Raw genomic sequence first — 23,592 nt, forward strand, 5'->3', positions numbered from 1 at the left:
TGGACCCTGAAACGAGTTCAGGGTGACGGTGGTTTTGAGCGACGTCTTCCCCCCCCCCTGCCGTCATGCTGAACTTGTTTCAGCATCCACCGCGCGACAGAGGCTGACCGGACTTGCTGCGCGGTGGACCCTGAAACGCGTTCAGGGTGACGGCGGCTAGAAGAAAACCGCTCCCCACTTCGGTCGAACCGTCGTCACGCTACCCCCGCGTGGTCGCCGACCGTGCCAGCGGGACCCGCAGCACGCGGTCGTTCGCGGTCAGGAACAGCGTCCGTCCCCCCTCGCCGAAGGCGCCGTTCGCGATCGGGCCGCCATTGGCGATCCGCGCGATCGGTTCGGCCTCGGGAGTCATCAGGTAGAAGCCCCCCGGCGCGCTGCAGAACAGCGTCCCGTCCGCGGCGACCTTCATGCCGTCGGGAAGGCCGGGACCGTGCATCGTGCCCGCATCGAGGAACACCCGCCGCGCGGTCGGCAATCCGCGCGCGTCGAGATCGTAGACCATGATCCGCGGCGCCTTGTCGTCCGACACCGAGACGTACAGCTTGCGCTCGTCGGGCGACAAGGCGACCCCGTTGGGGCGGGTGAGCGTCCCGTCGATCAGCACCGTCTCCCCACCGCGCGTCCAGCGATAGACGCCGTTATGCGGAAGTTCGCGCAGCGGCGAGGTGTCGCCGTCGACGAGGCCATAGGGCGGATCGGTGAAATAGACCGCGCCCGAGCGCGCGATGTGGAGGTCGTTCGGGCTGTTGAACCGCTTGCCACGATAGCGATCGACCAGCACGGTGCGCTTCCGGCTCGCGAAATCATAGCGCATCAGTGCGCGGCTGCCGCTGTCCGCGATCAGCAGCGCGCCATCCGCCGCGAGCGCGAGGCCGTTCGATCCCGCCTCGCGGATCGTCTTCGGGTCGGCATCGGCGGCACCCGACGGCGTCAGGAACGGCGCAACACCCCCCGATCGCGTCCACCGCCGCATCAGATTGGCGGGCGGGTCCGAGAACAGCAGCGCGGTGAGCGCGGGAACCCACACCGGCCCTTCCGCCCAGCGGATCCCGGTGGCGATCGTCTCGATCGTCGTGCCGGGCGCGAGATAACGGTCGGCGGCGGGGGACAGGCGCTCGATCCCGGGCGCGGCGTCCACAGCCAGCGCCGCCACCGGGAAGGCGGGCGCCACCACAAGCGCGGTCATCCCTGCGATGAGCGTGCGGCGCGTCGGCTCGCCCGCGCAATGCGTATCGGCGAAGGCTAGGGTGTGGTGCGACACGATCGGCGGTTCCCGGAGCTGGCGGATGGTATCGCTATCGTCGCACCACCGCGCCGTCCCGTCCAGCGATCGTGGCGATGGCGCAACCGCGCGGCGCGGTTACGCCTTGTACAGTCCCTCCAGCCGCGCGCCGTACACCTGTTTCAGCACATGCCGCCGGATCTTGAGCGACGGGGTCAGCTGCTCATTCTCGATGGCGAACGGTTCGTCCGCCAGCACGAAGCGCCGGATCCGCTCGGTCAGCGACAGTTCGGCATTCACGCGCTCCACCGCATGGCCGAGCGCGGTGCGATATTCGCTGTTCTCCGCGAGCCGCTTGAAGTTGCACGCATCGCCATTCCGCGCGCACCATTGCTGCGTCCATTCGGGATCGGGGACGATCACCGCGACCATGTACGGCCGCCGGTCGCCGAACAGCATCGCCTGCGAGATCTCGGGTTGCAGCGTCAGCATCCCCTCGACCTTCTGCGGCGCGACATTCTCGCCCTTGTCGTTGACGATGATGTCCTTCTTGCGATCGGTGATCTGGATCCGCCCCTTGGCGTCGATCACCCCGATGTCGCCGGTGTGCAACCAACCGTCTTTCAACACCCGCGCCGTCTCGGCGTCGTTGCGCCAATAGCCCTTCATCACGAGCTCGCCGCGCACCAGGATCTCGCCATCTTCCGCGATCCGCACTTCGGTATTGGCGAGCGGCGGGCCGACCGTGTCCATCTTGATCCCGACCTTGGGGCGGTTGCACGAGATGACCGGCGCGGACTCGGTCTGGCCATAGCCCTGCAGCACGGTGATCCCGATCGCGTCGAAGAAGGTGCCGACCTCGGGCGTCAGCGGCGCCCCGCCCGAAACCATCGCCTTGATCCGCCCGCCGAAGCGCTTCTGGATCTTGGGCCTGAGCGTCGCCGCCAGCAGCAAGTCCATCGGCTTGTCGAGCAGCCCGGCCTTGCCCGCCGCCCGCTTGCTCCCGAGCGCCTCGGCCCGCCCGAGCAGATAGGTCGAGAGCTTGCCCTGTTTCTCGACCGCCTTGGAAATGCGCGCACGGAGCAATTCGAACAGCCGCGGCACGACCACCATCATCGTCGGGCGGACTTCCTCGATATTCGCGGCGAGCTTGTCGAGGCCTTCGGAATAATAGATCTGCGCGCCCAGCGCGATCGGGAGGAACTGCCCGCCGCTATGTTCATAGGCGTGGCTGAGCGGCAGGAACGACAGGAAGATCTCGTCGTCCCAGCCGAAATCCTCCGAGATGATCGTGCAGCAACCGAACACATTGTGGAGGATCGCGCCGTGATGTTGCATCACCCCGCGCGGCGCGCCACCGGTGCCGCTGGTGTAGATGATGCACGCGGTATCGTCGCGGGTCGCGGTGGTGTGGATCGTCGACGGTTCGGCGGCATGGTCCGCGAGCAATTTGTCCCAATGATGGAACTCGAGCGCGCCCTGCTGGCCGCTGCGGAAATCTTCGATGCTGATCACGATCTTCGCGGTCGACGCGCGGATCGCGGCGGGGAGCAAAGTCTTCGCAAGCTTCGCGGTCGAGACGATCACCGCCTTGGCGCCGGAATTTTCGATGATATGCGTGTGGTCGCGCTCGGTATTGGTCGTGTAGGTCGGCACGGTGATGCACCCCGCCGCCATGATCGCGAGATCGGCGATGCACCATTCGGGGCGGTTCTCGCTCACCAGCATGACGCGGTCGCCGGGCACCAGCCCGATCGCCTTCAGCGCCGCCGCCAGGCTCGCGATCTCGCGCGCGGTCTGCGTCCAGCTGCGCGAGCGCCACGCCCCGCCCGCCTTGTGCCACAGGAACGGCGCATCGGCTTGCTCGGTCACGCGCGCGAGGAACATCGCGACGAGGTTGGGGAAGGTTTCAAGAGTACGCATCGGTCTCTCCCTTTGGCGCGTCGTGTTCGACTGCGCGTGATACTTCGGGCGGCTTATTCGGGCGGGCGGTTGGCGAGCGCGCCGACCCGGACGATCTCGGTCCTGCGGCCGTCCTCACCGATCGCGACGCCTTCGCTGCGCGGATCGGCCGCACCGACCCAGCGGCCATCCACGCGTTCGATCGCATTCGCCTTCAGCCCGAGCGGCGTGCTCACCACGCGTTCGCCGAGCGCGCGGAGCGCCGGGATCATCGCGTCGAGTTGCGTGCCCTTTTCCGCCGCCGCGGTCTGGCCCGGAGCATATAGCAAACCGAGCCCGATCGCATCCTGCGCGCTCATCTTCCAGTCGAGCACCGCGATCAGCGCCTTGGATACTTGCGCGATGATCGTCGAGCCACCCGCCGCGCCGATCGCAATGCGGACCGAACCGTCGGGGTTATAGACGATCGTCGGCGACATCGAGCTGCGCGGGCGCTTGCCCCCGGCGACGCGGTTGGCGACGAGGTTGCCGTTCTTCTCGGGGACGAAATCGAAGTCGGTCAGCTCGTTGTTGAGCTGCACGCCATCGACCGAGAGGCCTGAGCCGAAATAGCTTTCGATCGTGGTGGTGACTTCGGCGACATTGCCGCGCCGGTCGACCGTGACGAGATCGCTCGTGCCGGGGACGTCGGCGTTGGGGGCGAGCTGACGCGGCGGCGCGCCGGGGGGCGTGCCCGCGCTGATGCTCGGCATCGTGCGGTCGGTCGCGATCAGCGCGGAGCGCTGCGCGAGATAGGCGGGGTCGAGCAGGCCCTTGGCGGGGACGTCGACCTTCTCGGGATCGCCGAGGTACATGTCGCGATCGGCGTAGGCGAGGCGTTCGGACTCGGCCAGCAGATGCCACGCGACCGGACTGGTCTTGCCGAGGCCTGCCATGTCGAAGCGTTCGAGCTGTTTGAGGATCATCAGCACCGCGACCCCGCCCGATCCCGGCGGGCCCATGCCGCAGATCCTGTAGACGCGGTACGTGCCGCAGATCGGCGCGCGTTCCTTCGCGCGGTAACCGGCGAGGTCGGCGAGCGTCATTTTCGAGGGGTTGCGCGGCGAGGTGTTGACCGCCTTCACGATCCGCTGCGCGACCGGCCCCTTGTAGAAGGCATCCGGACCCTGCTTGGCGATCTTCGCGAACAGCGCGGCTTGCGCGGGGTTGCGGAAGATCGTGCCGACCGCGACGGGTTCGTTGCCGACGGGGAAGAAGCGCGCGTGCGCGGCGGGATCGAGCCGGTCGCCGAAATTGGCGAGCCCGTTGTGGAGCCGCGGCGTGACCGTGAAGCCGAGCTGCGCGAGCTTGATCGCGGGCGCGAACAGCCGCGCCCAGGGAAGCACGCCGTAGCGCTTGTGCGCGAGCGCCATCATCCGCAGGTTGCCCGGCACGCCGACGCTGCGCCCGCCGGGGACCGCTTGCGTGAAGGGGAGGGGCTGGCCGTCCTTGCCATAGAACCAGCGCGCATCGGCGGCGGCAGGGGCGGCTTCGCGGCCGTCGAAGCTGGTCGTCGCGTTGGCGGCGGCATCGTGATGAATCATGAAGCTGCCGCCGCCGATCCCCGAATTTTGCGGCTCGACCACGTTGAGCGCGAGCATCGTCGCGATCGCGGCATCGGTCGCGCTGCCGCCGGCTTTGAGGATCTCGACGCCAGCGGCGGCGGCGCGCGGGTCGGCGGCGCTGACCATGCCGGTTCCGGCCTGGGTCGCGGCAGGTTTGGGATCGGTCCGCCGCGCGTCGGCGACGGTGGGAGCGAGCAGCAGGAGGGCGAGGGTTACGAACGGCTTGTACATCCGCGGGACCGTAGCGCGCTTTGATGGTCAGGCAAGGTTGGGGTTTCGGTACGGCGCGCTTCCCCATCCCCCGTCATGCTGAACTCGTTTCAGCATCCACCGGGGTGCGCGTTCGACGGCCGCAGGTTCGCGCGGGTGCAGCGCGGGGCGGGGCCGGGAAGAAGGAAGGATTGATCGCGCAAAGCCGCAAAGCCGCAAAGAGAAGCCGCTAGAGGTGCGCGCTTCCGCTCAATCTTGTTTGGTTTTCCTGCGAAAGCAGGAATCCAGAGTTGCGAACGCTACGCCCTTTACCCTGGGCTCCTGCCTGTTCAGGAGCACGGCGAACCTCAGCCGTCGGCCCCCACCGCCGCCGCCACGCTCGCCAACCTGTCCCGCTGCACCGCGCCGATAGGGCCTGGAAGAAGCAAAGCTGGATCACACGAAGCCGCAAAGACGCAAAGAGAAGCCGCTACGAGGTGCGCGCTTCCGCTCAATCGTGTTCGGTTTTCCTGCGAAAGCAGGAATCCAGAGTTGCGAACGCTACGCCCCTAACCCTGGGCTCCTGCCTGCGCAGGAGCACCGCGCCCCTCAGCCGTCGGCCCCCACTGCCGCCGTAACACTCGCGAACCCGTCCCGCTGCAACGCGTCTACCAGCCCGCGCAGAATGCGTTGCGCCAGCCCCGGCCCATGGAAAACCAGCGCACTATACAATTGCACCAGGCTCGCCCCCGCGCGGATGCGGGCATAGGCTTCGTCCGCGCTGTCGATCCCGCCCGCCGAGATGAGCGGCATCGCGCTCCCGGTCGCCGTGCGGAAATCGCGCAACCGCTGGCGGGCGAGCGGCGCAAGCGGTGCACCCGACAGACCGCCCGTTTCGCCGGCATTGGCCGAGCGCAAATCGGGGCGCGAGATCGTCGTGTTGCTGACGATCAGCGCATCGACATGATGCTCGATCGCCGCGCGCGCGATCGCGTCGATCGCGGACGGGTCGAGGTCTGGCGCGACTTTCAGAAACAGACGGGGTGTCTTGCCGATCCGGCGTGCTTCGTCGGCGGCGGCGAGCAGGTCGGTCAGTTCACGGCCATGCTGGAGATCGCGCAGGCCCGGCGTGTTGGGGGACGAGATGTTGACCGTGATATAGTCCGCGATCGGTGCCGCCGCCGCGACGCCGTGGGCGTAATCCGCGATCCGGTCGGGCGCATCCTTGTTCGCGCCGACGTTGATGCCGAGCACGCCGCGCCGCCTCGCCGCTGCTGCGCGGGGGAGGGCGGCGTGGATCCCGCCGTTGTTGAAGCCCATGCGGTTGATGACGGCCTTGTCCTCGACCAGCCGGAACAGCCGCGGGCGCGGGTTGCCTGCTTGCGGGAGCGGAGTCAGCGTGCCGATCTCGACGCTGCCGAAGCCAAGCCCGAAGAAGCCGTCGATCGCCTCGCCATTCTTGTCGACCCCGGCGGCGAGGCCGAGCGGGTTGGCGAAATCGAGCCCGGCGATGGTGGTCCGCAGGATCGCGGCGCTTTTCGGGGCGGTGCGCGGGAAGCGGGCCAGCAGCGTGATCGTCAGGCCGTGCGCCTGTTCGGCATCGAGCGCGAACAGCGCGGGGCGGAGGAGGGGGAACAGCATGAGCGCCTGATGACACTGGTGCCGGCCTGCGTCAAAGCGCTGCGTACCCCTTCGTCATGCTGAACTCGTTTCAGCATCCACCGCACTACGGGCACGGACCGGAATAGTGGCGCGGTGGACCCTGAAACAAGTTCAGGGTGACGGCCGCAAGCGTGTCGCGACTCATAGACAGAGGGCTTGACCGACTCACCCAGCACCCCCATTTGCAATCCTACCAATATTGTCCGATTGGAGCTCATGCGTCTTTCCAGCCTTGCCGACTATGCCGTCGTGATGATGTCCGCCGCCGCGCGACATTGCGGCTCGTCGTGCCGGCTCAACGCGACGCTGCTCGCGGAGGAGACCGGGCTTCCGCTGCCGACGGTGCAGAAGCTCGTCAGCCGCTTGTCCTCCGGCGGGCTGATCGAGAGCACGCGCGGCACGGGCGGCGGCTTCCGCCTCGCGCGCCCCGCCGCGGCGATCTCGCTCGCCGAGATCATCGAGGCGGTCGAGGGGCCGATCGCGATGACGACCTGTGTCGACGAGGGCCGGCACGATTGCGCACTGGAAGGCGATTGCCGGGTCAAGCCGCACTGGAACGTCGTCAACGGCGCCGTCCGTGGCGCGCTCGATGGTGTTTCGTTGGCCAGCCTGTCGAGGGCACCGGCATGATCAACACCACCCCCTTCTTCCTTCGTGGCTTAGTGCCTTTGTGCGAGGCAGACTTTCTCGCACAAAGCCACAAAGACACGAAGAATTTTAGATTAGCTGAACGCCGCCGCGCGGCAGGGATTGCATGATGGCTACCAAGAATGCGCAGGCCTATGAGGCCGTCAACAAGACCTATGAGTGGGGCTTCCACTCCGACATCGAACAGGACTTCGCGCCCAAGGGGCTGAGCGAAGACACCGTCCGGTTCATCTCCGCCAAGAAAGGCGAGCCGCAGTGGATGCTCGACTGGCGGCTCAAGGCGTTCCGCCTGTGGCAGACGCTCGAATCGCCCGATTGGGCGAAGCTCAATCTCGAGCCGATCGATTACCAGGACGCGTTCTACTACGCCGAGCCCAAGCCGAAACCAAAGCTCGGCTCGCTCGACGAGGTCGATCCCGAGATCCTGCGCGTCTACGAGAAGCTCGGCATCCCGATCGCCGAGCAGAAGATGCTCGCGGGCGTCGAGGAGCTTGGCGAGGACGGCCAGCCCAAGCGTCGGGTCGCAGTGGATGCCGTGTTCGACTCGGTCTCGGTCGCGACCACGTTCCGCAAAGAGCTCGAGGCCGCGGGCGTCATCTTCCGCAGCATTTCCGAGGCGATCAAGGAATATCCCGAGCTCGTCCGCAAGTGGCTCGGCCGCGTCGTGCCGATGACCGACAATTACTTCGCGACGCTCAACGCCGCGGTGTTCAGTGACGGGACCTTTGTCTACATCCCCGAGGGCGTCCGCTGCCCGATGGAATTGTCGACCTATTTCCGCATCAACGCCGAGAATACCGGCCAGTTCGAGCGCACGCTGATCGTCGCGGACAAGGGTTCGTACGTCTCCTATCTCGAGGGCTGCACCGCCCCGATGCGCGACGAGAACCAGCTCCACGCTGCGGTGGTCGAGCTGGTCGCTTTGGACGATGCCGAGATCAAATATTCGACCGTCCAGAACTGGTATCCGGGCGACGAGAACGGCAAGGGCGGAATCTATAATTTCGTCACCAAGCGCGCACTGTGCCAGGGCAAGAATTCCAAGGTGTCGTGGACGCAGGTCGAGACCGGCAGCGCGATCACGTGGAAATATCCGTCGTGCGTGCTCAACGGCGAGAATTCGGTCGGCGAATTCTATTCGGTCGCGGTTACCAACAACCGCCAGCAGGCGGATACCGGCACCAAGATGATCCACAACGGCAAGGGATCGCGCTCGACGATCGTGTCGAAGGGGATTTCTGCGGGGCGTTCGGACAACACCTATCGCGGGTTGGTGCGGGTCGCGCCGGGCGCGGAGGGCGTGCGAAACTTCACCCAGTGTGACTCGCTGCTGCTCGGCGACCAGTGCGGCGCGCATACCGTGCCGTATATCGAGGTGCGCAACCCGTCGGCACAGATCGAGCATGAGGCGACCACCTCGAAGATCTCCGACGACCAGATGTTCTACGCGATGCAGCGCGGTCTAGATTCGGAGAGCGCGGTGGCGTTGATCGTCAACGGGTTCGCCAAGGAAGTGCTGCAGCAGCTGCCGATGGAATTCGCGGTGGAAGCGCAGAAATTGCTGGGGATCAGCCTTGAGGGTTCTGTGGGGTAAGTGCCGCCTCATACTGCCGTCATGCTGAACGCGTTTCAGCATCCACCGTGCAACTGGCACGGACCGGACGTGTGGCGCGGTGGACCCTGAAACACGTTCAGGGTGACGGACGGACTATAGTTCAAACGAATTTGCGGAAGACAGATGCTTAAAATCACCGACCTCCACGCCGAAATCGACGGCAAGGAAATCCTCAAGGGGCTCAGCCTCGAAGTGAACGCGGGCGAAGTCCATGCGATCATGGGCCCGAACGGCGCTGGCAAGTCGACGCTCGGCTACGTCCTCGGCGGGCGGCCGGGTTACGAAGTGACGTCCGGCGCGGTCGAGTTCGACGGGCAGGACCTGCTCGAGATGGAACCGCATCAGCGCGCCGCTGCCGGCCTGTTCCTCGGGTTCCAGTATCCGGTCGAGATCCCCGGCGTTTCCAACGTCCAGTTTCTGCGCGAGGCGCTCAACGCGCAGCGCCGGGTGCGCGACGAGAAGCCGCTGTCGGGTGCCGAGTTCCTGAAACTCGCGCGCGAACAGGCGGCCGCGCTGTCGATGGATGCCGAGATGCTCAAGCGCCCGGTCAACGTCGGTTTTTCCGGAGGCGAGAAGAAGCGCAACGAGATGGTGCAGATGGGGATCGTCGATCCCAAGCTCGCGATCCTCGACGAGACCGACAGCGGGCTCGACATCGATGCGCTGCGGATTGTCGGCGACGGCATCAACCGGATCATGCGCAAGCCGGACAAAGCGGTGATCCTCATCACGCATTACGAGCGGCTTTTGAGCTATGTTGCGCCCGATTTCGTGCATGTCCTGTCAGCCGGGCGGATCATCCGCTCGGGCGGACCGGAACTCGCGGCGGAGCTGGAGCGCGAAGGGTATGCGGGGGTGGTTGCGTGAGCCGCTTGCGCATCATCAAGCCCCTCCCCCTCGGGGGAGGGGTTGGGGTGGGGCAGTTCAGCAGAACTGCGCTGTCTGCGAGACACTTCCCCACCCCCAGCCCCTCCCCTGAAGGGGAGGGGAGATGACTGCTTTGGCCGTCCCGACCCGTCGCGATGAGACGTGGCATTATAGCAACCTCGAGGCCGTCGCTTCGGTGTGGCCCGTCGAGACCGAGGTCATCGACGTGCCCGCCGGCACATCGATCGCGCGTGTCATCGTTCAGGACGCCGCGACCGACACCGTCGCGATCCGCGACTACCGCGTGATTCTGCGCGAGGGCGCTACCGCGACGTTTCATGTGCTCAACACCGGCGGGAGCTTCGGGCGGGTTGCGATCGATGTGACGTGTCACTCGGGCTCGCACTTCGAGCTTGGCGGCGCGATGCTGGGGACGGGCGCGCAGACGCTCGAGATCGTCACCACGCTCAACCATATCGAGCCTAACGCCACCTCGAACCAGGTGGTGCGTACGGTGCTCGGCGGCCGCGCGACGGGGTCGTATCTCGGCAAGGTCGCGGTCGCGCGGCATGCGCAGAAGACCGATGCGTCGCAGAGCGTCAAGGCGATGCTGCTCAGCCGCACCGCGACCGCGAATGCGAAGCCCGAGCTCGAAATCTATGCCGACGACGTGAAGTGCGCGCATGGCGCGACCGTGGGCGAGCTGGATGCCAATGCGCTGTTCTATCTCGCGTCACGTGGGATTGCGCCGGGGCAGGGCAAGGTGATGCTGCTCGGCGCGTTCATCGGATCGGTGTTCGACGGGATCGATGATCCGGCCGAGCGTGCGCAGGTCGAGGCGGCAGCGCAGGCTGCGCTGGAGCGGATGTTGTGAGCGCGTGCAACCTGCTCCCCTCCCTGCAAGGGAGGGGCCGGGGGTGGGTTGGCCCGTTGGACGGGCCGCGTTTATCCCTCATGCCGACCCACCCCCGCCCCCTCCCTTCCAGGGAGGGGAGGAGATGAACGTGATGACCGCATCGACAACCGCCGCGCTGGACCATGTCGCGGATTTCCCTGCCATCCCAACTGGCTGGGCGTATCTCGACACCGCAGCGACCGCGCAAAAACCGCAGGTCGTGATCGACGCGATCACCCGCGGCTATGACTCGTCCTACGCAACCGTCCACCGCGGCGTGTACCAGCGTTCTGCCGACATGACGCTCGCCTACGAGGCCGCGCGCCGCAAGGTTGCAAGTTTCCTCGGCGCGGGCAGCGCGGACGAGATCGTCTACGTCCGTGGCGCGACCGAGGGGATCAACCTCGTCGCGCATAGCTGGGCGGGGACGCAGCTCAAGGCCGGCGACCGCATCCTGTTGTCGCAGCTCGAGCATCACAGCAACATCGTGCCGTGGCAGATGGTCGCCGAGCGGGTCGGTGCGCATATCGACGTGCTTCCGCTGACCGCCGATCACCGGATCGATCTCGACGCGATGGCGGCAATGATCACGCCGCAGCACAAGCTCGTCGCGCTCGCGCACGTCTCGAACGTGCTCGGCTCGGTGCTCGACAGCAAGCGCGCGGCGGAGATCGCGCATTCGGTCGGCGCGAAGATCCTGCTCGACGGATGCCAGTCGGTGCCGCGGATGCGCGTCGACGTCGCCGCGCTCGATTGCGACTTCTACGTCTTTTCGGGCCACAAGCTCTACGGCCCGACCGGGATCGGCGTGCTCTGGGCCAAGCCCGAACTGCTCGAGGCGATGCCGCCGTATCAGGGTGGCGGGGCGATGATCGATACGGTCAGTTTCGAGCGCACCACTTATGCGCCGCCCCCCGGGCGGTTCGAGGCGGGCACGCCGCATATCGTCGGCGCGCTCGGGCTGCACGCCGCGATCGACTATGTCGAATCGATCGGGCTCGACCGGATTCACGCGCACGAAACCGCGCTGGTCACGATGACGCGCGAGGCGTTGTCGCAGATCAACTCGCTGACGCTGTTCGGCCCCGAGGATTCCGCCGGAATCGTCAGTTTCAGCATTCAGGGGGTGCATCCGCACGACATCGGCACCATCTTGGACGAAGCGAAGGTGGCGGTCCGTGCCGGCCATCACTGCGCGCAGCCGCTGATGGCATCGCTAGGCGTCGATGCGACGGCGCGCGCGAGCTTCGGTGTCTACAACACCGCCGCAGACGTCGAGGCGCTGGTCCGCGGGATCGAGCGCGTGACGCGAATTTTTGGGTAGGACTTTCACATGAGTGACCGGATCGAGATCGAAGAGGTGACGGGCGTCGAGCAGCCCCCGCGTGCCCGCGTCGAAGCCGCAACCGAGACGTTCGAGCGCAAGCGCGACTATCTCGAGGGCTTCCTTACGCAAAAGCCGCAGGCCGATGCAGCGGGTGCGCCCGGTGGCGCGGTCTATGAGGGCGTGATCGAGGCGCTCAAAGACATTTACGACCCAGAAATTCCGGTCAACATTTACGACCTGGGCCTGATCTACGGCGTCGAAGTGACCGAGGCGGGACACGCCGTCGTGATGATGACGCTGACCACGCCGCATTGCCCGGTCGCGGAATCGATGCCGGGCGAGGTCGAGCTTCGGGTCGGGTCGGTCCCCGGGGTCGGTTCGGCCGAGGTCAACCTCGTGTGGGATCCGCCATGGGATCCCGCCAAGATGTCGGACGACGCGAAACTCGAACTGGGGATGCTGTAATGGCGACGATCGCCCGTCCGCGGCCCGCCGCGCTGATCCTCACCCCTTCGGCCGAGGCACGGATCGCCGCGCTGATGGGGAGGGCGCCCGCCGGGGCAATTGGCGTCAAGCTTTCGACGCCAAAGCGTGGTTGTTCGGGCCTCGCCTATTCGGTCGACTATGTATCCGAGGCGAAGCCGTTCGATGAACGCATCGAGACGTCGGGCGGTATTCTGTTCGTCGACGGGGCTTCGATTTTGTATCTTATTGGGTCGACCATGAACTGGGTTGAGGACGATTTTGCCGCCGGGTTCGTGTTCAACAATCCGAACGCCAAAGGCGCCTGTGGTTGCGGCGAGAGTTTCACCGTATAGGCGGCTCGTCTGGCGCGTTTGTTACAGGTAACGCCCTTTAATTCTCTGCTGCAGCGCGGTAACGCGAGCTCGCGAATCGGAACGAGCTAGAAGGAATATTGCCATGGCTATCAAACCCCTGCGCAAAGCTGTTTTTCCGGTCGGTGGACTGGGAACGCGCTTCCTTCCGGCTACCAAGGCCATCCCCAAGGAAATGCTGCCGGTGGTCGATCGCCCGCTGATCCAATATGCGGTCGACGAGGCGATCGAGGCGGGGATCGAGCAGATGATCTTCGTCACCGGTCGCGGCAAGTCCGCGATCGAGGATCATTTCGACATCGCCTATGAGCTCGAGGCGACGATGTCCGCACGCGGCAAGTCGTTGCAGTTGCTCGAACAGACCCGGCTGACCCCGGGCGCGGTCGCCTATGTGCGCCAGCAGGAGCCGTCGGGCCTCGGTCACGCGGTGTGGTGCGCGCGCGATATCGTCGGCGACGAGCCGTTCGCGGTGCTGCTCGCGGACGATTTCATGGTCGGTGAGCCGGGCTGCCTCAAGCAGATGGTCGACGCCTATATGCAGACCGGCGGCAACATCATCTGCGCGCAGGAAGTCCCCGACAACCAGACGCACATGTACGGCGTGATCACGCCGGGCACGCGCGACGGCACGCTGACCGAGGTCAAGGGGCTGGTCGAAAAGCCGGCGGCCGGCACGTCGCCGTCGAACCTCGCGGTGATCGGGCGCTACATCCTTCAGCCCGAGGTGATGCGCATCCTCGAGACGCAGGGCAAGGGTGCCGGCGGCGAGATCCAGCTGACCGACGCGATGGCGCGGATGATCGGCGACCAGCCGTTCCACGGCCTAACCTTCCAGGGCAAGCGCTACGATTGCGGCGACAAGGCGGGGTATATGACCGCCAACCTCGCGGTTGCGCTGACGCGGCCGGAGATTGCCGAGACGGTGCGCGTGTTTGCGGTGGATTTGCTGAAGTAACCCGTACCGTCACCCCGGCGCAGGCCGGGGCCGTTTTGTTAGCTGGGCGCGGCGGGACAGCTGGGTGCGGTAACGCCGGTTTTACCCCCTGACATGGCGGCCCCGGCCTTCGCCGGGGTGACGGCGGTTTTCCAGGCGTTGTCCCGGCGCACCCTGCCGCCGCCCTGTGATTTTTGCGGCGGCGTGCCCCGAACCGTAGTCCCGACCCACGCGCAGGCGTCAGAGGTAGAACGTCCCCTCGAGCACCGTCACGCAGCCCCCGCCGAGCACCACGCGATCGCCATCCAGCCGGCACGTCAGATGCCCCCCGCGCGCGCTTGCCTGAAACGCGGTGAAGCGGTCGCGGCCGAGCCGCTGCGTCCAATAGGGCGTCATCACCGCATGTGCCGAGCCAGTGACCGGGTCCTCGTCGATCCCCGCACCCGGCGCGAAGACGCGGCTGACGACGTCGGTGCCGTCGCCCGGCGCAGTGACGATCGTCAGCACATCGGGTTCGGCGCTCCCCGCAACTTCGGGGTCCGCCGCGGACGGGCGACCCAAGGCGCGGAAATCAGGGTCGAGCGCATGGATCTGGTCGGCATGTTCCAGCACGATCAGTGCGTAGCGATGCGGATGCCACAAAGTCTCGACCGCGGATTCGAGCCCCAGCGCCGCGACGATATGCGCGAGCGGCTTGGGTTCGGGCTTCCACGCCGGAAGCGCGAGTTCATAGCCCTCGCCCGCGCGCGTCACCGACAGGGTTCCCGCCTTGCGCGTGCGGAACCGCACGGCAGCGCGCGCCGGGTCGCCCGACAGCACGTAATGCCCGCTTGCGAGCGTCGCATGGCCGCACAGCACGACTTCGGACGTGGGCGTGAACCAGCGCAGCTCGTAATCGCTCGCGTCGGTCGTGTCGGGGACGATGAACGCGGTTTCGCTGAGGTTATTCTCGGCGGCGATCGCCTGGAGCGTCGCGTCGTCGAGCCATTCGGTCAGCGGCATCACCGCCGCAGGGTTGCCCTCGAACGGCCGGCTTGCAAACGCGTCGATCTGCGTGATGGGGAGCTTCATATGCGTTTTCCGAACCAGTGCGGCGTCACGTCCGCTTCGACCAGAGGATTGTCGGTGTCGACATGGCCTTCGGGGTCGAGATGGATCAGCACCTCGACCTTGGGGAAGGCGCGGCGCAGCGCGACCTCGACGTTCTCGACGACTTCGTGCGCTTGCGCGACGGTGATGTCGCGCGCTACTTCCATGTGGAATTGCGCGAAATCATGCGCGCCTGAATGCCGCGTGCGGAAATCGTGGATGCCCTTGATGCCCGGTTGCCGCGCGGCGACCTCGATGAAGTCGCGGCGCATGTCCTCAGGCCATTCCTTGTCCATCAGCTGGTCGATCGCGTTGGACGAGGCACGGAACGCGCCATACGCCAGCCATAGTGCGATCACGATGCCGAAGATCGGGTCCGCACTGCGCCAGCCGAGATACTGGTCGAGCACCAATGCGATGATGACCGAGCCGTTCAGCAGCACGTCCGACTGGTAATGGACGTTGTCCGCGACGATCGCGACCGACCCGGTCTGGCGGATCACGGCGCGCTGATAGGCAAGCAGCACCATCGTCGCGAGGATCGCGACGATCGATACGCCGATGCCGAATTCCGCGCCCTTGGTCGGTTCGTTGCTGCCAAGCGCCATCACCGCGCGCCAGCCGATCCCGGCGGCGGACGCGGTGATCAGCATCACCTGGAACAAGGCGGCGAGCGCCTCCGCCTTGCCGTGGCCGAAGCGGTGGTCGTGGTCGGCAGGCTGCGCCGCCAGCCGCACGCCGTACAAAGTGACGAGGCTGGCGAGCAGGTCGAGCCCTGAGTCCGCAAGGCTGCCGAGCATCGCGATCGAGCCGGTGGTCCAGGCGGCATAGGATTTAAGCGCAATCAGGCCGCAGGCCATCGCGACGCTCGCGATGGCGGCACGGACGGTGTGCGGGATCGCGAGGCGTTGTTCCTCGGTCATGGGTAGAGCAACCCCTCGGTCCACTGTCCGTTCCCGTCCGGCAGGAAGAGGCGGCGTTCATGCAACCGGTGCGCGCGGTCCTGCCAGAATTCGAGTCTGTCGGGCACGACCCGGTAGCCGCCCCAATGCGGCGGACGCGGGACGTCGCCGCCCGCGAACCGCTCGGTCATCGCGGTGAAGGCGGCCTCGAACGTGTCGCGCGTGTCGAGCGGGCGCGATTGCTCGCTCGCCCAGGCACCGAGCTGCGAATCACGCCCGCGGGTCGCGAAATAGGCGTCCGACTCGGCGTCGCTGACTTCGCTCAAAGCACCTTCGATGCGGACTTGGCGGCGGAGCGACTTCCAGTGAAACAGCAGCGCGACATACGGGTTCTCCGCGATCGCGCGTGCCTTGCGGCTCTCGCGGTTGGTGTAGAAGACGAAGCCGTCGCGGCCGTGCCCCTTGAGCAGCACCATCCGCGACGACGGCCGCCCCGCCGCATCGGCGGTGGACAGCGCCATGGCGTTGGAGTCGTTGATCTCGCTCGCGCGCGCTTCGGCGTACCAGGCGTCGAACAGGGGGAAGGGGTCGGTGGACATGGGTGCGCTTTAGGACAAAGTCGCTTCAATCGCCACCGCTTCGCGCGTATGATCGGTGCGGAGGTTGGCCCATGACGATATCGGTGGTGATCAGCGCGGCGGCCAAGGCACACGCCGAGGCATTGGTATCGAGCGGGCGCTATGAGTCGCTTGAGGAGGCGGTCGAGGCGGCGATCTGGCAGCTGGAGGCGTGGGAGGACGAAGAGGTCGATCTCGACACCTTGTCCCCGGAACACCGTGCCGCCGTGGAAGAAGGGCTTGCCGATATCGAAGCGGGACGGGTGATTCCTGCCGACGCGGTGTTTGACCGGTTGATCGCGAAATATACGGCGATGGCCGAAAAGCGTTGATCGTCGTCTTCTCGCAACGTGCCGATGCCGATCTGGAAGCGATCGGCGACTGGATAGCACGCGACAATCCGGGTCGCGCGATCAGTTTTGTGGCCGCATTGCGTCGTGCCTGTGAAGAGCTTGGCGCTAACCCGCGAATGTATCCCCTCCTGCCCGGCAACCGCACCCTGCGGAAGCGGACTTTCGAGCAATATCTCATCCTGTATCGCGTTCGTGCCAAGGTCTTCATCGTTTCGATATGGCATGGCGCGCGAGATCGTCGACGCTTTCGTTAAAGCGGACGGAACGTCTGCGCTTGCCGCGGATTGAATCGGTTTCGCAACGAAGGGACCGATCGCAATGGCCGCACGCGCCTATTGGCAAGGACAGATAAGGCTCGCCTTGGTGTCGATTCCGGTCGAGATCTACAGCGCGACCAAGTCTGGCGCGCAGGTCAGCTTCAAGCAGATCCACGAGCCGAGCGGCAAGCCGATTCACTACGACAAGGTCGTTACCGGGGTCGGTCCGGTCGATACCGACGAGATCATGAAGGGCTTCGAGTATGAAAAAGGCTCCTACGTCCTCCTCGAACAGGACGAGATCGACGCGGTAAAGCTCGAATCGAAGAAGACGCTCGAGCTGACGCAGTTCGTCGACGCGAGCGAGATCGACGTGCTCTATTACGAGAAGCCGTATTTCGTCGTGCCCGCCGACGACCTCGCGGAGGAAGCGTTCATCGTGCTGCGCGAGGCGCTGCGGCGGACCAAGAAGGTCGGGCTTGGGCAGCTTGCGATGCGCGGGCGGGAGGATGTCGTCAGCTTGAAGCCGTGCGGGCGCGGGATGGTGCTCGAGACGTTGCGCTATGCCGATGAGGTCAACAAGGCGCAGGGCTATTTCCGCGACATTCCCGATGACGAGCCGGATGCCGACCTGATGGATCTGGCCGAGGCGCTGATCGAGAAGAAGAGCGGGGCGTTTCACCCGCAGGATTTCCATGACCGCTATGTCGATGCGTTGCGCGATCTGATCGAGCGCAAACGCAAGTCGAAGGGTGGCAAGATCATCGAGGACAAGGACGGGGATGCGCCCGCCAAGAGCTCGAACGTGGTCGATCTGATGGCGGCGCTGAAGAAGTCGATGGGGGGAAGTGCCGCCAAGGCCGAGGACAAGCCTGCGGCGAAGAAGGCGCCCGCCAAGCGCGCACCGGCTAAAAAGCGTGCGTAACGTGTGTCATCCTCCCCTCCCTGGAAGGGAGGGGGCAGGGGGTGGGTTGGTCCGAGGTGGAGCCGGTCGCCCGTTGCAGAGCGCCCCACCCCCGACCCCTCCCTTCCAGGGAGGGGAGAAGGCAGGTGTCCTGCTCTTCCACTCAGGGGAGCAAAAATGACCCTTGATCCGCTCGAAAAGTACAATTCCAAGCGCGACTTCGCCAAGACCGCGGAGCCGGCTGGTACGCTTGCGCCGGGTCATGGCAACCGCTTCATCGTGCAGAAGCACGACGCCAGCCGGCTCCACTGGGACTTCCGGATCGAAGTCGATGGCGTGCTCAAGAGCTGGGCGGTGACGCGCGGCCCCAGCATCGACCCCGACCAGAAGCGGCTCGCGGTGCGGACCGAGGATCATCCGATGTCCTATGCCGACTTCGAGGGGACGATCCCCAAGGGCGAATATGGCGGGGGCACGGTGATGCTGTGGGACAGCGGCACCTGGTCGCCGATCGCGGGCAAGAGCGCGAAGGACCTCGAGCACGGCCATCTCCACTTCGTCCTCGATGGCGAGCGGATGAAGGGTGAGTGGATGCTGATCCGGCTGAAACCGCGCGGCAAGGAGAAGAGCGAGAACTGGTTGCTGCGCAAGGTCGGTGACGCGGAAGCGGGCGGGACCGATGTGCTGGTCGAGACCGGGCTGACGAGTGTTTCGACCGGGCGGACGATGGTGGAGATCGCTGAGGGGGCGAAGCCTGCCGTTCCCCGGCGAAAGCCGGGGCCCAGGGTTACGAAGGCTGCGCCCGTTGCTCTGGATTCCGGCCTTCGCCGGAAAACGGGGAAGCCAGTGTTCCAGGAGCCGCAGCTCTGCACGCTGGTCGACTCGGTGCCGTCCGGGAACCAGTGGCTGCACGAGGTCAAATATGACGGCTATCGCGCCCTAATCGCGGTCGCCAAAGGCAAGGCGAAGGTCTTCACGCGCTCGGGTCTCGACTGGACCGACAAGTTCCAGGCCATCGCGGACGCGGTCGCCAAACTCCCGGTCGACACCGCGCTGTTCGACGGCGAGATCGTCGCGTTCAAGGACGGGCGGCCCGATTTCTCGACGCTCAAGAACGCGATCTCGGCGGGCGGCGACATGACCTTCTTCGCGTTCGATCTGCTCAGCGTAGACGGCGAGGACCTCACCGCGCTCGCCAACAGCGCGCGCAAGGACCGGCTCCAGCCGCTGATCGACGGCAAGGACGCGCGGGTCCAATATTCGGAGCATGTCGTCGGGCAGGGCGAGGCGCTGTTCGAGACGATGTGCCGAGAGGGCTATGAAGGCGTCGTCTCCAAGCGCGCCGACGCGCCGTATCGCGGCAAGCGCACGCAGGCGTGGCTCAAGATCAAATGCACCCGGCGGCAGGAATTCGTCATCGTCGGCTGGACCGCGAGCAGCAAGGCGCGCGGGTTCGCGTCGCTGTTGCTCGGGGTCAACGGACCCGAAGGGCTGATCTATGCGGGCAAGGTCGGGACCGGGTTCGACACCGCGACGATGCTGGACCTGCTCGAGCGGCTCGAGAAGATCGAGCGCAAGACCCCGACGGTCGAGGCCCCCCGCGCGGCGGTGAAGGGCGCGCATTGGGTCAGCCCCAAGCTTGTCGCCGAAGTCGCCTTCGCCGAGACGACCCCCGATGGCGTGCTGCGCCATTCGAGCTTCCTCGGCCTGCGCGAGGACAAGAAGGCGTCCGACGTCGTCGCCGAAACCCCGGCGGCAGCACCGGTCGCGGCGGGCGGAGTCCCGGAGACTAACGTAAAGGTCAGCAACCGCGACCGCGTGATCTTCCCCGAATCGAACGTCACCAAGGGGCAGCTCGCGGATTATTACGCGAAGGTCGCGGGCATCATGCTCCCCTTCGCGGGCAACCGGCCGATCAGCCTCGTCCGCTGTCCGCAGGGGCGCGCGAAACAATGCTTCTTCCAGAAGCATGACGCGGGCAGCTTCAAGGAGGATCAGGTCCATAAGGTCCCGATCCTCGAAAAGGACGGGTCGACCGAGGAGTATCTCTACGTCGACGATGTCGACGGGCTGGTCGCCTGCGTCCAGATGGGGACGATCGAGTTCCACGGCTGGGGCTCGTCGGTCGGCACGCTCGAACAACCCGACCGACTGGTGTTCGATCTCGACCCGGACGAGGACCTCGGGTTCGACGTGGTCAAGAAGGCGGCGGAGGATCTCAAGGAGCATCTTGCCGAACTCGGGCTGGTGAGCTTCGCGCTGCTGTCCGGCGGCAAGGGCGTCCACGTCGTCGTGCCGCTGACGCCGCAGGCGGAATGGCCCGCGGTCAAGGACTTCGCGGACCGCTTCGCGCGGGCGCTCGGGGAGGCGGAACCCGAGCGGTTCGTCGCGACCATGTCCAAGGCGAAGCGCAAGGGCCGGATCTTCATCGACTGGCTGCGCAACCAGCGCGGCGCGACCGCGGTGCTGCCGTACGTCGCGCGCGCGCGTGCCGGGGCGCCGGTCGCGGCACCGGTGTCGTGGACCGAACTCCGCGCGCTCGACGCCGCGAACCGCTGGAGCGTCAACGACGCCGACGAACTGATCGCGCGGGCGGCGTCGCCCGGCCTCGCCGGGTGGGGCGTGGCGGATCAGGTTCTGCCCGATCTTTGATTGCGATGTTGCGCTAGCGAAGGGATTGTGGCCAAGTCGGCCGGGGATCAAAGGGGCCCGAGTGATCGTCACGCCATCCATTTGCCGTAGCCGCGCGACGGCCGGCGTATTGCGCCGGACAGCGACCCTCGTCGCGTGCGCACCGCCCGCCCCGTGTTCCTGCGAAGGCAGGAACTCAGAGCCAAGCCGGACAACGAAGGCAGGCGCGCGATACCCCTGGGCTCCTGCCTTCGCAGGAGTACGACGGTCGTTGTTCGGTGGTCTCGCCCAAGACCGAGGAATCTGATGGCCGCCGCTCCCACCCCCTCGCTGCCCGACGCGGGAACGCCCGCCGCGCGCCGGATCGCGGATTATCGCGCGGGCGCAGAGCCCCGAGCAGCGGACCGCACGCGAACGTCCGGATCACCGCTTGCCCCGTGTTCCTGCGAAGGCAGGAACCCAGAGCCAAGCCGGACAACGCCGGTTGGCGCGCGGTACCCCTGGGCTCCTGCCTTCGCAGGAGCACGGCAAGGGTCCGGGCGTGGTATCGCCCAATGGCGAGCGACCTGATGGCGACCGCCCCCGCCCCCTCGCTGCTCGACGCCGGAACCCACGCCGCGCGCTGGATCGCGGACTATCGCGCGCGCGCCGGCGCGGGGGACGTGCTCGGCGCGCAGCCCGATCCCGCCTGGGCCGCGATGTTCGAGGAACTCGCGGCGGGCGCGGGCGACGATCTCGCCATCGCGCGCGACCGGGTGCAGCGGCACGCCGAGGATATCGGCACCGGCTTCCGCATCATCGGCGAAAGCGAGGAACGGCCGTGGCCGCTCTCGCCCGTCCCGCTGCTGATCGCCAGCGACGAATGGCGGCATATCGAGGCGGGGATCGTCCAGCGCGCTGATTTGCTCGAAACGATCATCGCGGATCTGTACGGGAGCGCGTCGCTGGTCACGCGCGGGCTGCTCCCCGCGGCGCTGGTCGGCGGGTCGCCGCATTTCCTGCGCCCGATGGCGGGGCTGGTCCCGCCCGGCGGGCATCATCTGCATTTCGTCGCGATCGACCTCGGGCGTGGGCCGACCGGCGAGTGGCGCGTGCTCGCGGATCACCTGCGCGCGCCGGCGGGGGCGGGCTATGCGCTCGAGAACCGGCTCGCGATAGCGCGGACGCTCGGGGGGTTGCAGGCGCGGCTCAATGTCGAACGCCACGCGCCGTTCTTCGCCGCCTTCCGTGACGGTCTCGCGGCGGCGTGTCGCCGGGTCGAGCCGCGGATCGGGTTGCTGACGCCGGGGCGGTACAGCGCGAGCTATGCCGAACAGGCGCATCTCGCGCGCTATCTAGGGTTCCTGCTGGTCGAAGGACCCGATCTCGCCGCGCTCGAGGACAAATTATACGTCCGCACGATCGGCGGGCTCAAGCGCGTCGATGCCTTGTGGCACCGGATCGACCCGCGCCTGCTCGATCCGCTCGCGTTCGATTCGCATTCGCGGATCGGGGTCGCCGGGCTGATCGACGCGGTGGCGGCGGGGAATCTGGTGATCGCCAATGCGCCGGGCGCAGGTGTGCTCGAATCGCCCGCGTTCGGCGCGTTCCTGCCGCGGATCGCGGCGCGCGAGACCGGGCGGGACCTGATCCTCCCCAATATCGCGACCTGGTGGTGCGGGCAGGATGCCGCGCGCGCCAGCGTGATCGAGGATCTCGACACGATGCTGATCGGCCCCGCCTTCGGGGTGGCGCCGCTGGGCTTGCCCGACGGCATCGCGCGGCCCGGGATCGAAATCACCGGGGAGGCACGCGCCGCGTTGCTCGCCGACCTCGAGCGCCGCCCGCAGGATTATGTCGGGCAGGAGATCGTCCGGCTTTCGACCATGCCGGTGGTGACCGATGCGGGGCTTGCGGCGCGCCCGTTCACGCTGCGCGTCTTCGCCGCGCGCGGCGGCGATGGCCGCTGGACCGTGCTCCCCGGCGGGTTCGCGCGGATCGGCGAGCATCCCGACCCGCGCGCGTCGGTGATGGGGCAGGGGACGTGGTCCGCCGATGTCGTCGTCCACGGCAGTGGGGAATCGGTCGCGCCGGTGTCGCTGCTCCAGCCCGCCGACACGATCCACGTCCGCCGCAATCCCGGCACGCTGCCGAGCCGCGTCGCGGACAATTTCTTCTGGCTCGGGCGCTATCTCGAACGCGGCGAGGCGTTGCTCGGCGTCATCCGCGTGATGCTGGGCAATTCGATCGATGCCGACGCGGGCGCGGCGCTTGCGGCGGAGACGGTCGGCAAGCTCGTCGGGCTGGTCGTCAATGGCGGCGGCGCGCCGCATCCGGCGACGCTGCGCCGCGCCGATCTCGCCGCGTTTGCGCGCACCGCGCTCGAGGATGGCGACTGGCACAGCGTGCGGACGATCAACCGGCTCGCGCGCGGTATCGGGCAGGGCTCGCGCGACCGGCTTGCTGCAGACGTGATCCGCCTGCTCGATGCGCCCTTCCCGAGCCGGGGCGGGATGCTCGACCGGGCGGGGTCGCTCCAGCGGCGCTATGCGGCTTTGTCGGGATTGTCGGCGGAGCATATGGGGCGGACCGCGTCGTGGCGATTCCATGATCTCGGGCGACGGCTCGAGCGCGCGACGACGATGACGCGCGCGATCCGCGCGTTCGGGCTGGCGCGCGCGAGCGGGGACGATCTGTCGACGCTGCTCGATCTCGCCGACAGCCAGATCAGCTATCGCCAGCGCTATCTGACCGGGATGGCGCGCGTGCCCGTCGTCGACCTCGTTGCGCTCGACCCCAACAACCCGCGTTCGCTCGCCTATCAGATCGTGCGGATCTGCGAGCATCTGAAGGATTTGCCCGTGCTCGAGGACGACGGGATGGAGGAGCCGCAGCAGGCGCAGGGGACCGTGCTCCACGCGATCGTCTCGACCGCGACCGCCGCGGCGCTCGATGCGGATATCCTCGGCGACGTCGAACGGCGGCTGTTCCAATTGTCCGAGGCGATCGCGCGGCGCTATTTTCTACAGGGCGCGGAGCCGCTCCGCGCGGCGGGGATGGTGCTCGCGTGAGCCGACAATTTCGATCCATCGCTTGTGTTCCTGCGAAGGCAGGAACCCAGAGTTGGGCAAAGCAACCGCGGATCGTGTCCGGGACTCC

21 protein-coding genes are annotated in these 23,592 nt (G+C 66.7%); 14 read left to right on the forward strand and 7 right to left on the reverse strand.

From position 1 onward, the window contains the following. Positions 1-199: 199 nt before the first annotated feature. From L8K25_RS08525 to L8K25_RS08540, 4 genes are all read right to left on the reverse strand, one after another. Positions 200-1,261, reverse strand: coding sequence for an SMP-30/gluconolactonase/LRE family protein (locus L8K25_RS08525; RefSeq protein WP_242138446.1), 1,062 nt, complete (start codon positions 1,259-1,261; stop codon positions 200-202). Between the two features lie 99 nt (positions 1,262-1,360). Next, a complete protein-coding gene (locus tag L8K25_RS08530) occupies positions 1,361-3,145 on the reverse strand; it encodes an AMP-dependent synthetase/ligase (RefSeq protein ID WP_242138447.1) in 1,785 nt (594 codons plus the stop codon). 53 nt (positions 3,146-3,198) lie between these two features. Next, positions 3,199-4,959, reverse strand: coding sequence for a gamma-glutamyltransferase (gene ggt / locus L8K25_RS08535; protein ID WP_242138448.1), 1,761 nt, complete (start codon positions 4,957-4,959; stop codon positions 3,199-3,201). 567 nt (positions 4,960-5,526) lie between these two features. Then, entirely contained in the window at positions 5,527-6,558 is a 1,032-nt protein-coding gene (locus L8K25_RS08540; protein ID WP_242138449.1) for a quinone-dependent dihydroorotate dehydrogenase, read from the reverse strand. A 237-nt stretch (positions 6,559-6,795) separates the two neighbouring features. Here L8K25_RS08540 and L8K25_RS08545 point away from each other — a divergent pair, with 237 nt between their 5' ends. The 9 genes from L8K25_RS08545 to galU all read left to right on the forward strand — a co-directional run bounded on the left by L8K25_RS08545 (position 6,796) and on the right by galU (position 13,722). Continuing rightward, a complete protein-coding gene (locus L8K25_RS08545; RefSeq protein ID WP_010162117.1) occupies positions 6,796-7,209 on the forward strand; it encodes an SUF system Fe-S cluster assembly regulator in 414 nt (137 codons plus the stop codon). Continuing rightward, on the forward strand, positions 7,206-7,337 hold the full coding sequence (locus L8K25_RS22685) for a hypothetical protein (protein WP_277923528.1): 132 nt from the start codon (positions 7,206-7,208) through the stop codon (positions 7,335-7,337). The genes L8K25_RS08545 and L8K25_RS22685 overlap by 4 nt, the downstream gene beginning before the upstream one ends. Next, entirely contained in the window at positions 7,337-8,821 is a 1,485-nt protein-coding gene (gene sufB / locus L8K25_RS08550) for a Fe-S cluster assembly protein SufB (RefSeq protein ID WP_131530406.1), read from the forward strand. The genes L8K25_RS22685 and sufB overlap by 1 nt, the downstream gene beginning before the upstream one ends. A gap of 144 nt (positions 8,822-8,965) precedes the next feature. Further along, positions 8,966-9,709: a Fe-S cluster assembly ATPase SufC gene (gene sufC, locus L8K25_RS08555; protein WP_242138450.1), complete on the forward strand. Its 744-nt coding sequence runs from the start codon at positions 8,966-8,968 to the stop codon at positions 9,707-9,709. 124 nt (positions 9,710-9,833) lie between these two features. Further along, entirely contained in the window at positions 9,834-10,583 is a 750-nt protein-coding gene (locus tag L8K25_RS08560) for a SufD family Fe-S cluster assembly protein (protein WP_242138451.1), read from the forward strand. Positions 10,584-10,707: 124 nt separating this feature from the next. After that, complete coding sequence (locus L8K25_RS08565; RefSeq protein ID WP_242138452.1) at positions 10,708-11,928, forward strand: cysteine desulfurase; 1,221 nt, start codon at positions 10,708-10,710, stop codon at positions 11,926-11,928. Positions 11,929-11,937: 9 nt separating this feature from the next. Then, on the forward strand, positions 11,938-12,396 hold the full coding sequence (locus tag L8K25_RS08570; RefSeq protein ID WP_010162122.1) for an SUF system Fe-S cluster assembly protein: 459 nt from the start codon (positions 11,938-11,940) through the stop codon (positions 12,394-12,396). Beyond that, positions 12,396-12,749 carry an iron-sulfur cluster assembly accessory protein gene (locus L8K25_RS08575; RefSeq protein ID WP_242138453.1) on the forward strand — a complete coding sequence of 118 codons (354 nt, stop codon included), beginning with the start codon at positions 12,396-12,398 and terminating at the stop codon, positions 12,747-12,749. The genes L8K25_RS08570 and L8K25_RS08575 overlap by 1 nt, the downstream gene beginning before the upstream one ends. A 103-nt stretch (positions 12,750-12,852) precedes the next feature. Then, positions 12,853-13,722 carry a UTP--glucose-1-phosphate uridylyltransferase GalU gene (galU, locus tag L8K25_RS08580; RefSeq protein WP_242138454.1) on the forward strand — a complete coding sequence of 290 codons (870 nt, stop codon included), beginning with the start codon at positions 12,853-12,855 and terminating at the stop codon, positions 13,720-13,722. A 219-nt stretch (positions 13,723-13,941) separates the two neighbouring features. Here the strand turns inward: galU and L8K25_RS08585 are convergent, their stop codons facing one another. The 3 genes from L8K25_RS08585 to pdxH are packed head-to-tail and all read right to left on the reverse strand — an operon-like array spanning position 13,942 to position 16,291. Next, positions 13,942-14,772 (reverse strand): PhzF family phenazine biosynthesis protein, encoded by an 831-nt coding sequence (locus L8K25_RS08585; protein WP_242138455.1) that lies wholly within the window; start codon positions 14,770-14,772, stop codon positions 13,942-13,944. After that, positions 14,769-15,713: a cation diffusion facilitator family transporter gene (locus L8K25_RS08590; RefSeq protein ID WP_242138456.1), complete on the reverse strand. Its 945-nt coding sequence runs from the start codon at positions 15,711-15,713 to the stop codon at positions 14,769-14,771. The genes L8K25_RS08585 and L8K25_RS08590 overlap by 4 nt, the downstream gene beginning before the upstream one ends. Continuing rightward, positions 15,710-16,291 carry a pyridoxamine 5'-phosphate oxidase gene (gene pdxH, locus L8K25_RS08595; RefSeq protein ID WP_242138457.1) on the reverse strand — a complete coding sequence of 194 codons (582 nt, stop codon included), beginning with the start codon at positions 16,289-16,291 and terminating at the stop codon, positions 15,710-15,712. The genes L8K25_RS08590 and pdxH overlap by 4 nt, the downstream gene beginning before the upstream one ends. Before the next feature lie 71 nt (positions 16,292-16,362). On the opposite strand from pdxH, the gene L8K25_RS08600 reads away from it, so the two are divergent. The 5 genes from L8K25_RS08600 (at position 16,363) to L8K25_RS08620 (ending at position 23,504) form a co-directional block, all read left to right on the forward strand. Beyond that, complete coding sequence (locus tag L8K25_RS08600; protein WP_242138458.1) at positions 16,363-16,641, forward strand: hypothetical protein; 279 nt, start codon at positions 16,363-16,365, stop codon at positions 16,639-16,641. After that, complete coding sequence (locus tag L8K25_RS08605) at positions 16,638-16,916, forward strand: type II toxin-antitoxin system RelE/ParE family toxin (protein ID WP_242138459.1); 279 nt, start codon at positions 16,638-16,640, stop codon at positions 16,914-16,916. The genes L8K25_RS08600 and L8K25_RS08605 overlap by 4 nt, the downstream gene beginning before the upstream one ends. Before the next feature lie 64 nt (positions 16,917-16,980). Further along, the gene (locus L8K25_RS08610) at positions 16,981-17,844 is read left to right on the forward strand and encodes a Ku protein (RefSeq protein ID WP_242138460.1); all 864 of its coding nucleotides are present in this window, start codon (positions 16,981-16,983) and stop codon (positions 17,842-17,844) included. Positions 17,845-18,000: 156 nt separating this feature from the next. Then, entirely contained in the window at positions 18,001-20,475 is a 2,475-nt protein-coding gene (gene ligD, locus L8K25_RS08615) for a DNA ligase D (protein ID WP_242138461.1), read from the forward strand. 548 nt (positions 20,476-21,023) lie between these two features. Further along, entirely contained in the window at positions 21,024-23,504 is a 2,481-nt protein-coding gene (locus L8K25_RS08620) for a circularly permuted type 2 ATP-grasp protein (RefSeq protein ID WP_242138462.1), read from the forward strand. The last annotated feature ends 88 nt before the right edge of the window (positions 23,505-23,592 follow it).

The sequence above is a fragment of the Sphingomonas sp. TREG-RG-20F-R18-01 genome (assembly GCF_022662475.1).
Taxonomy (GTDB): Bacteria; Pseudomonadota; Alphaproteobacteria; order Sphingomonadales; family Sphingomonadaceae; genus Sphingomonas.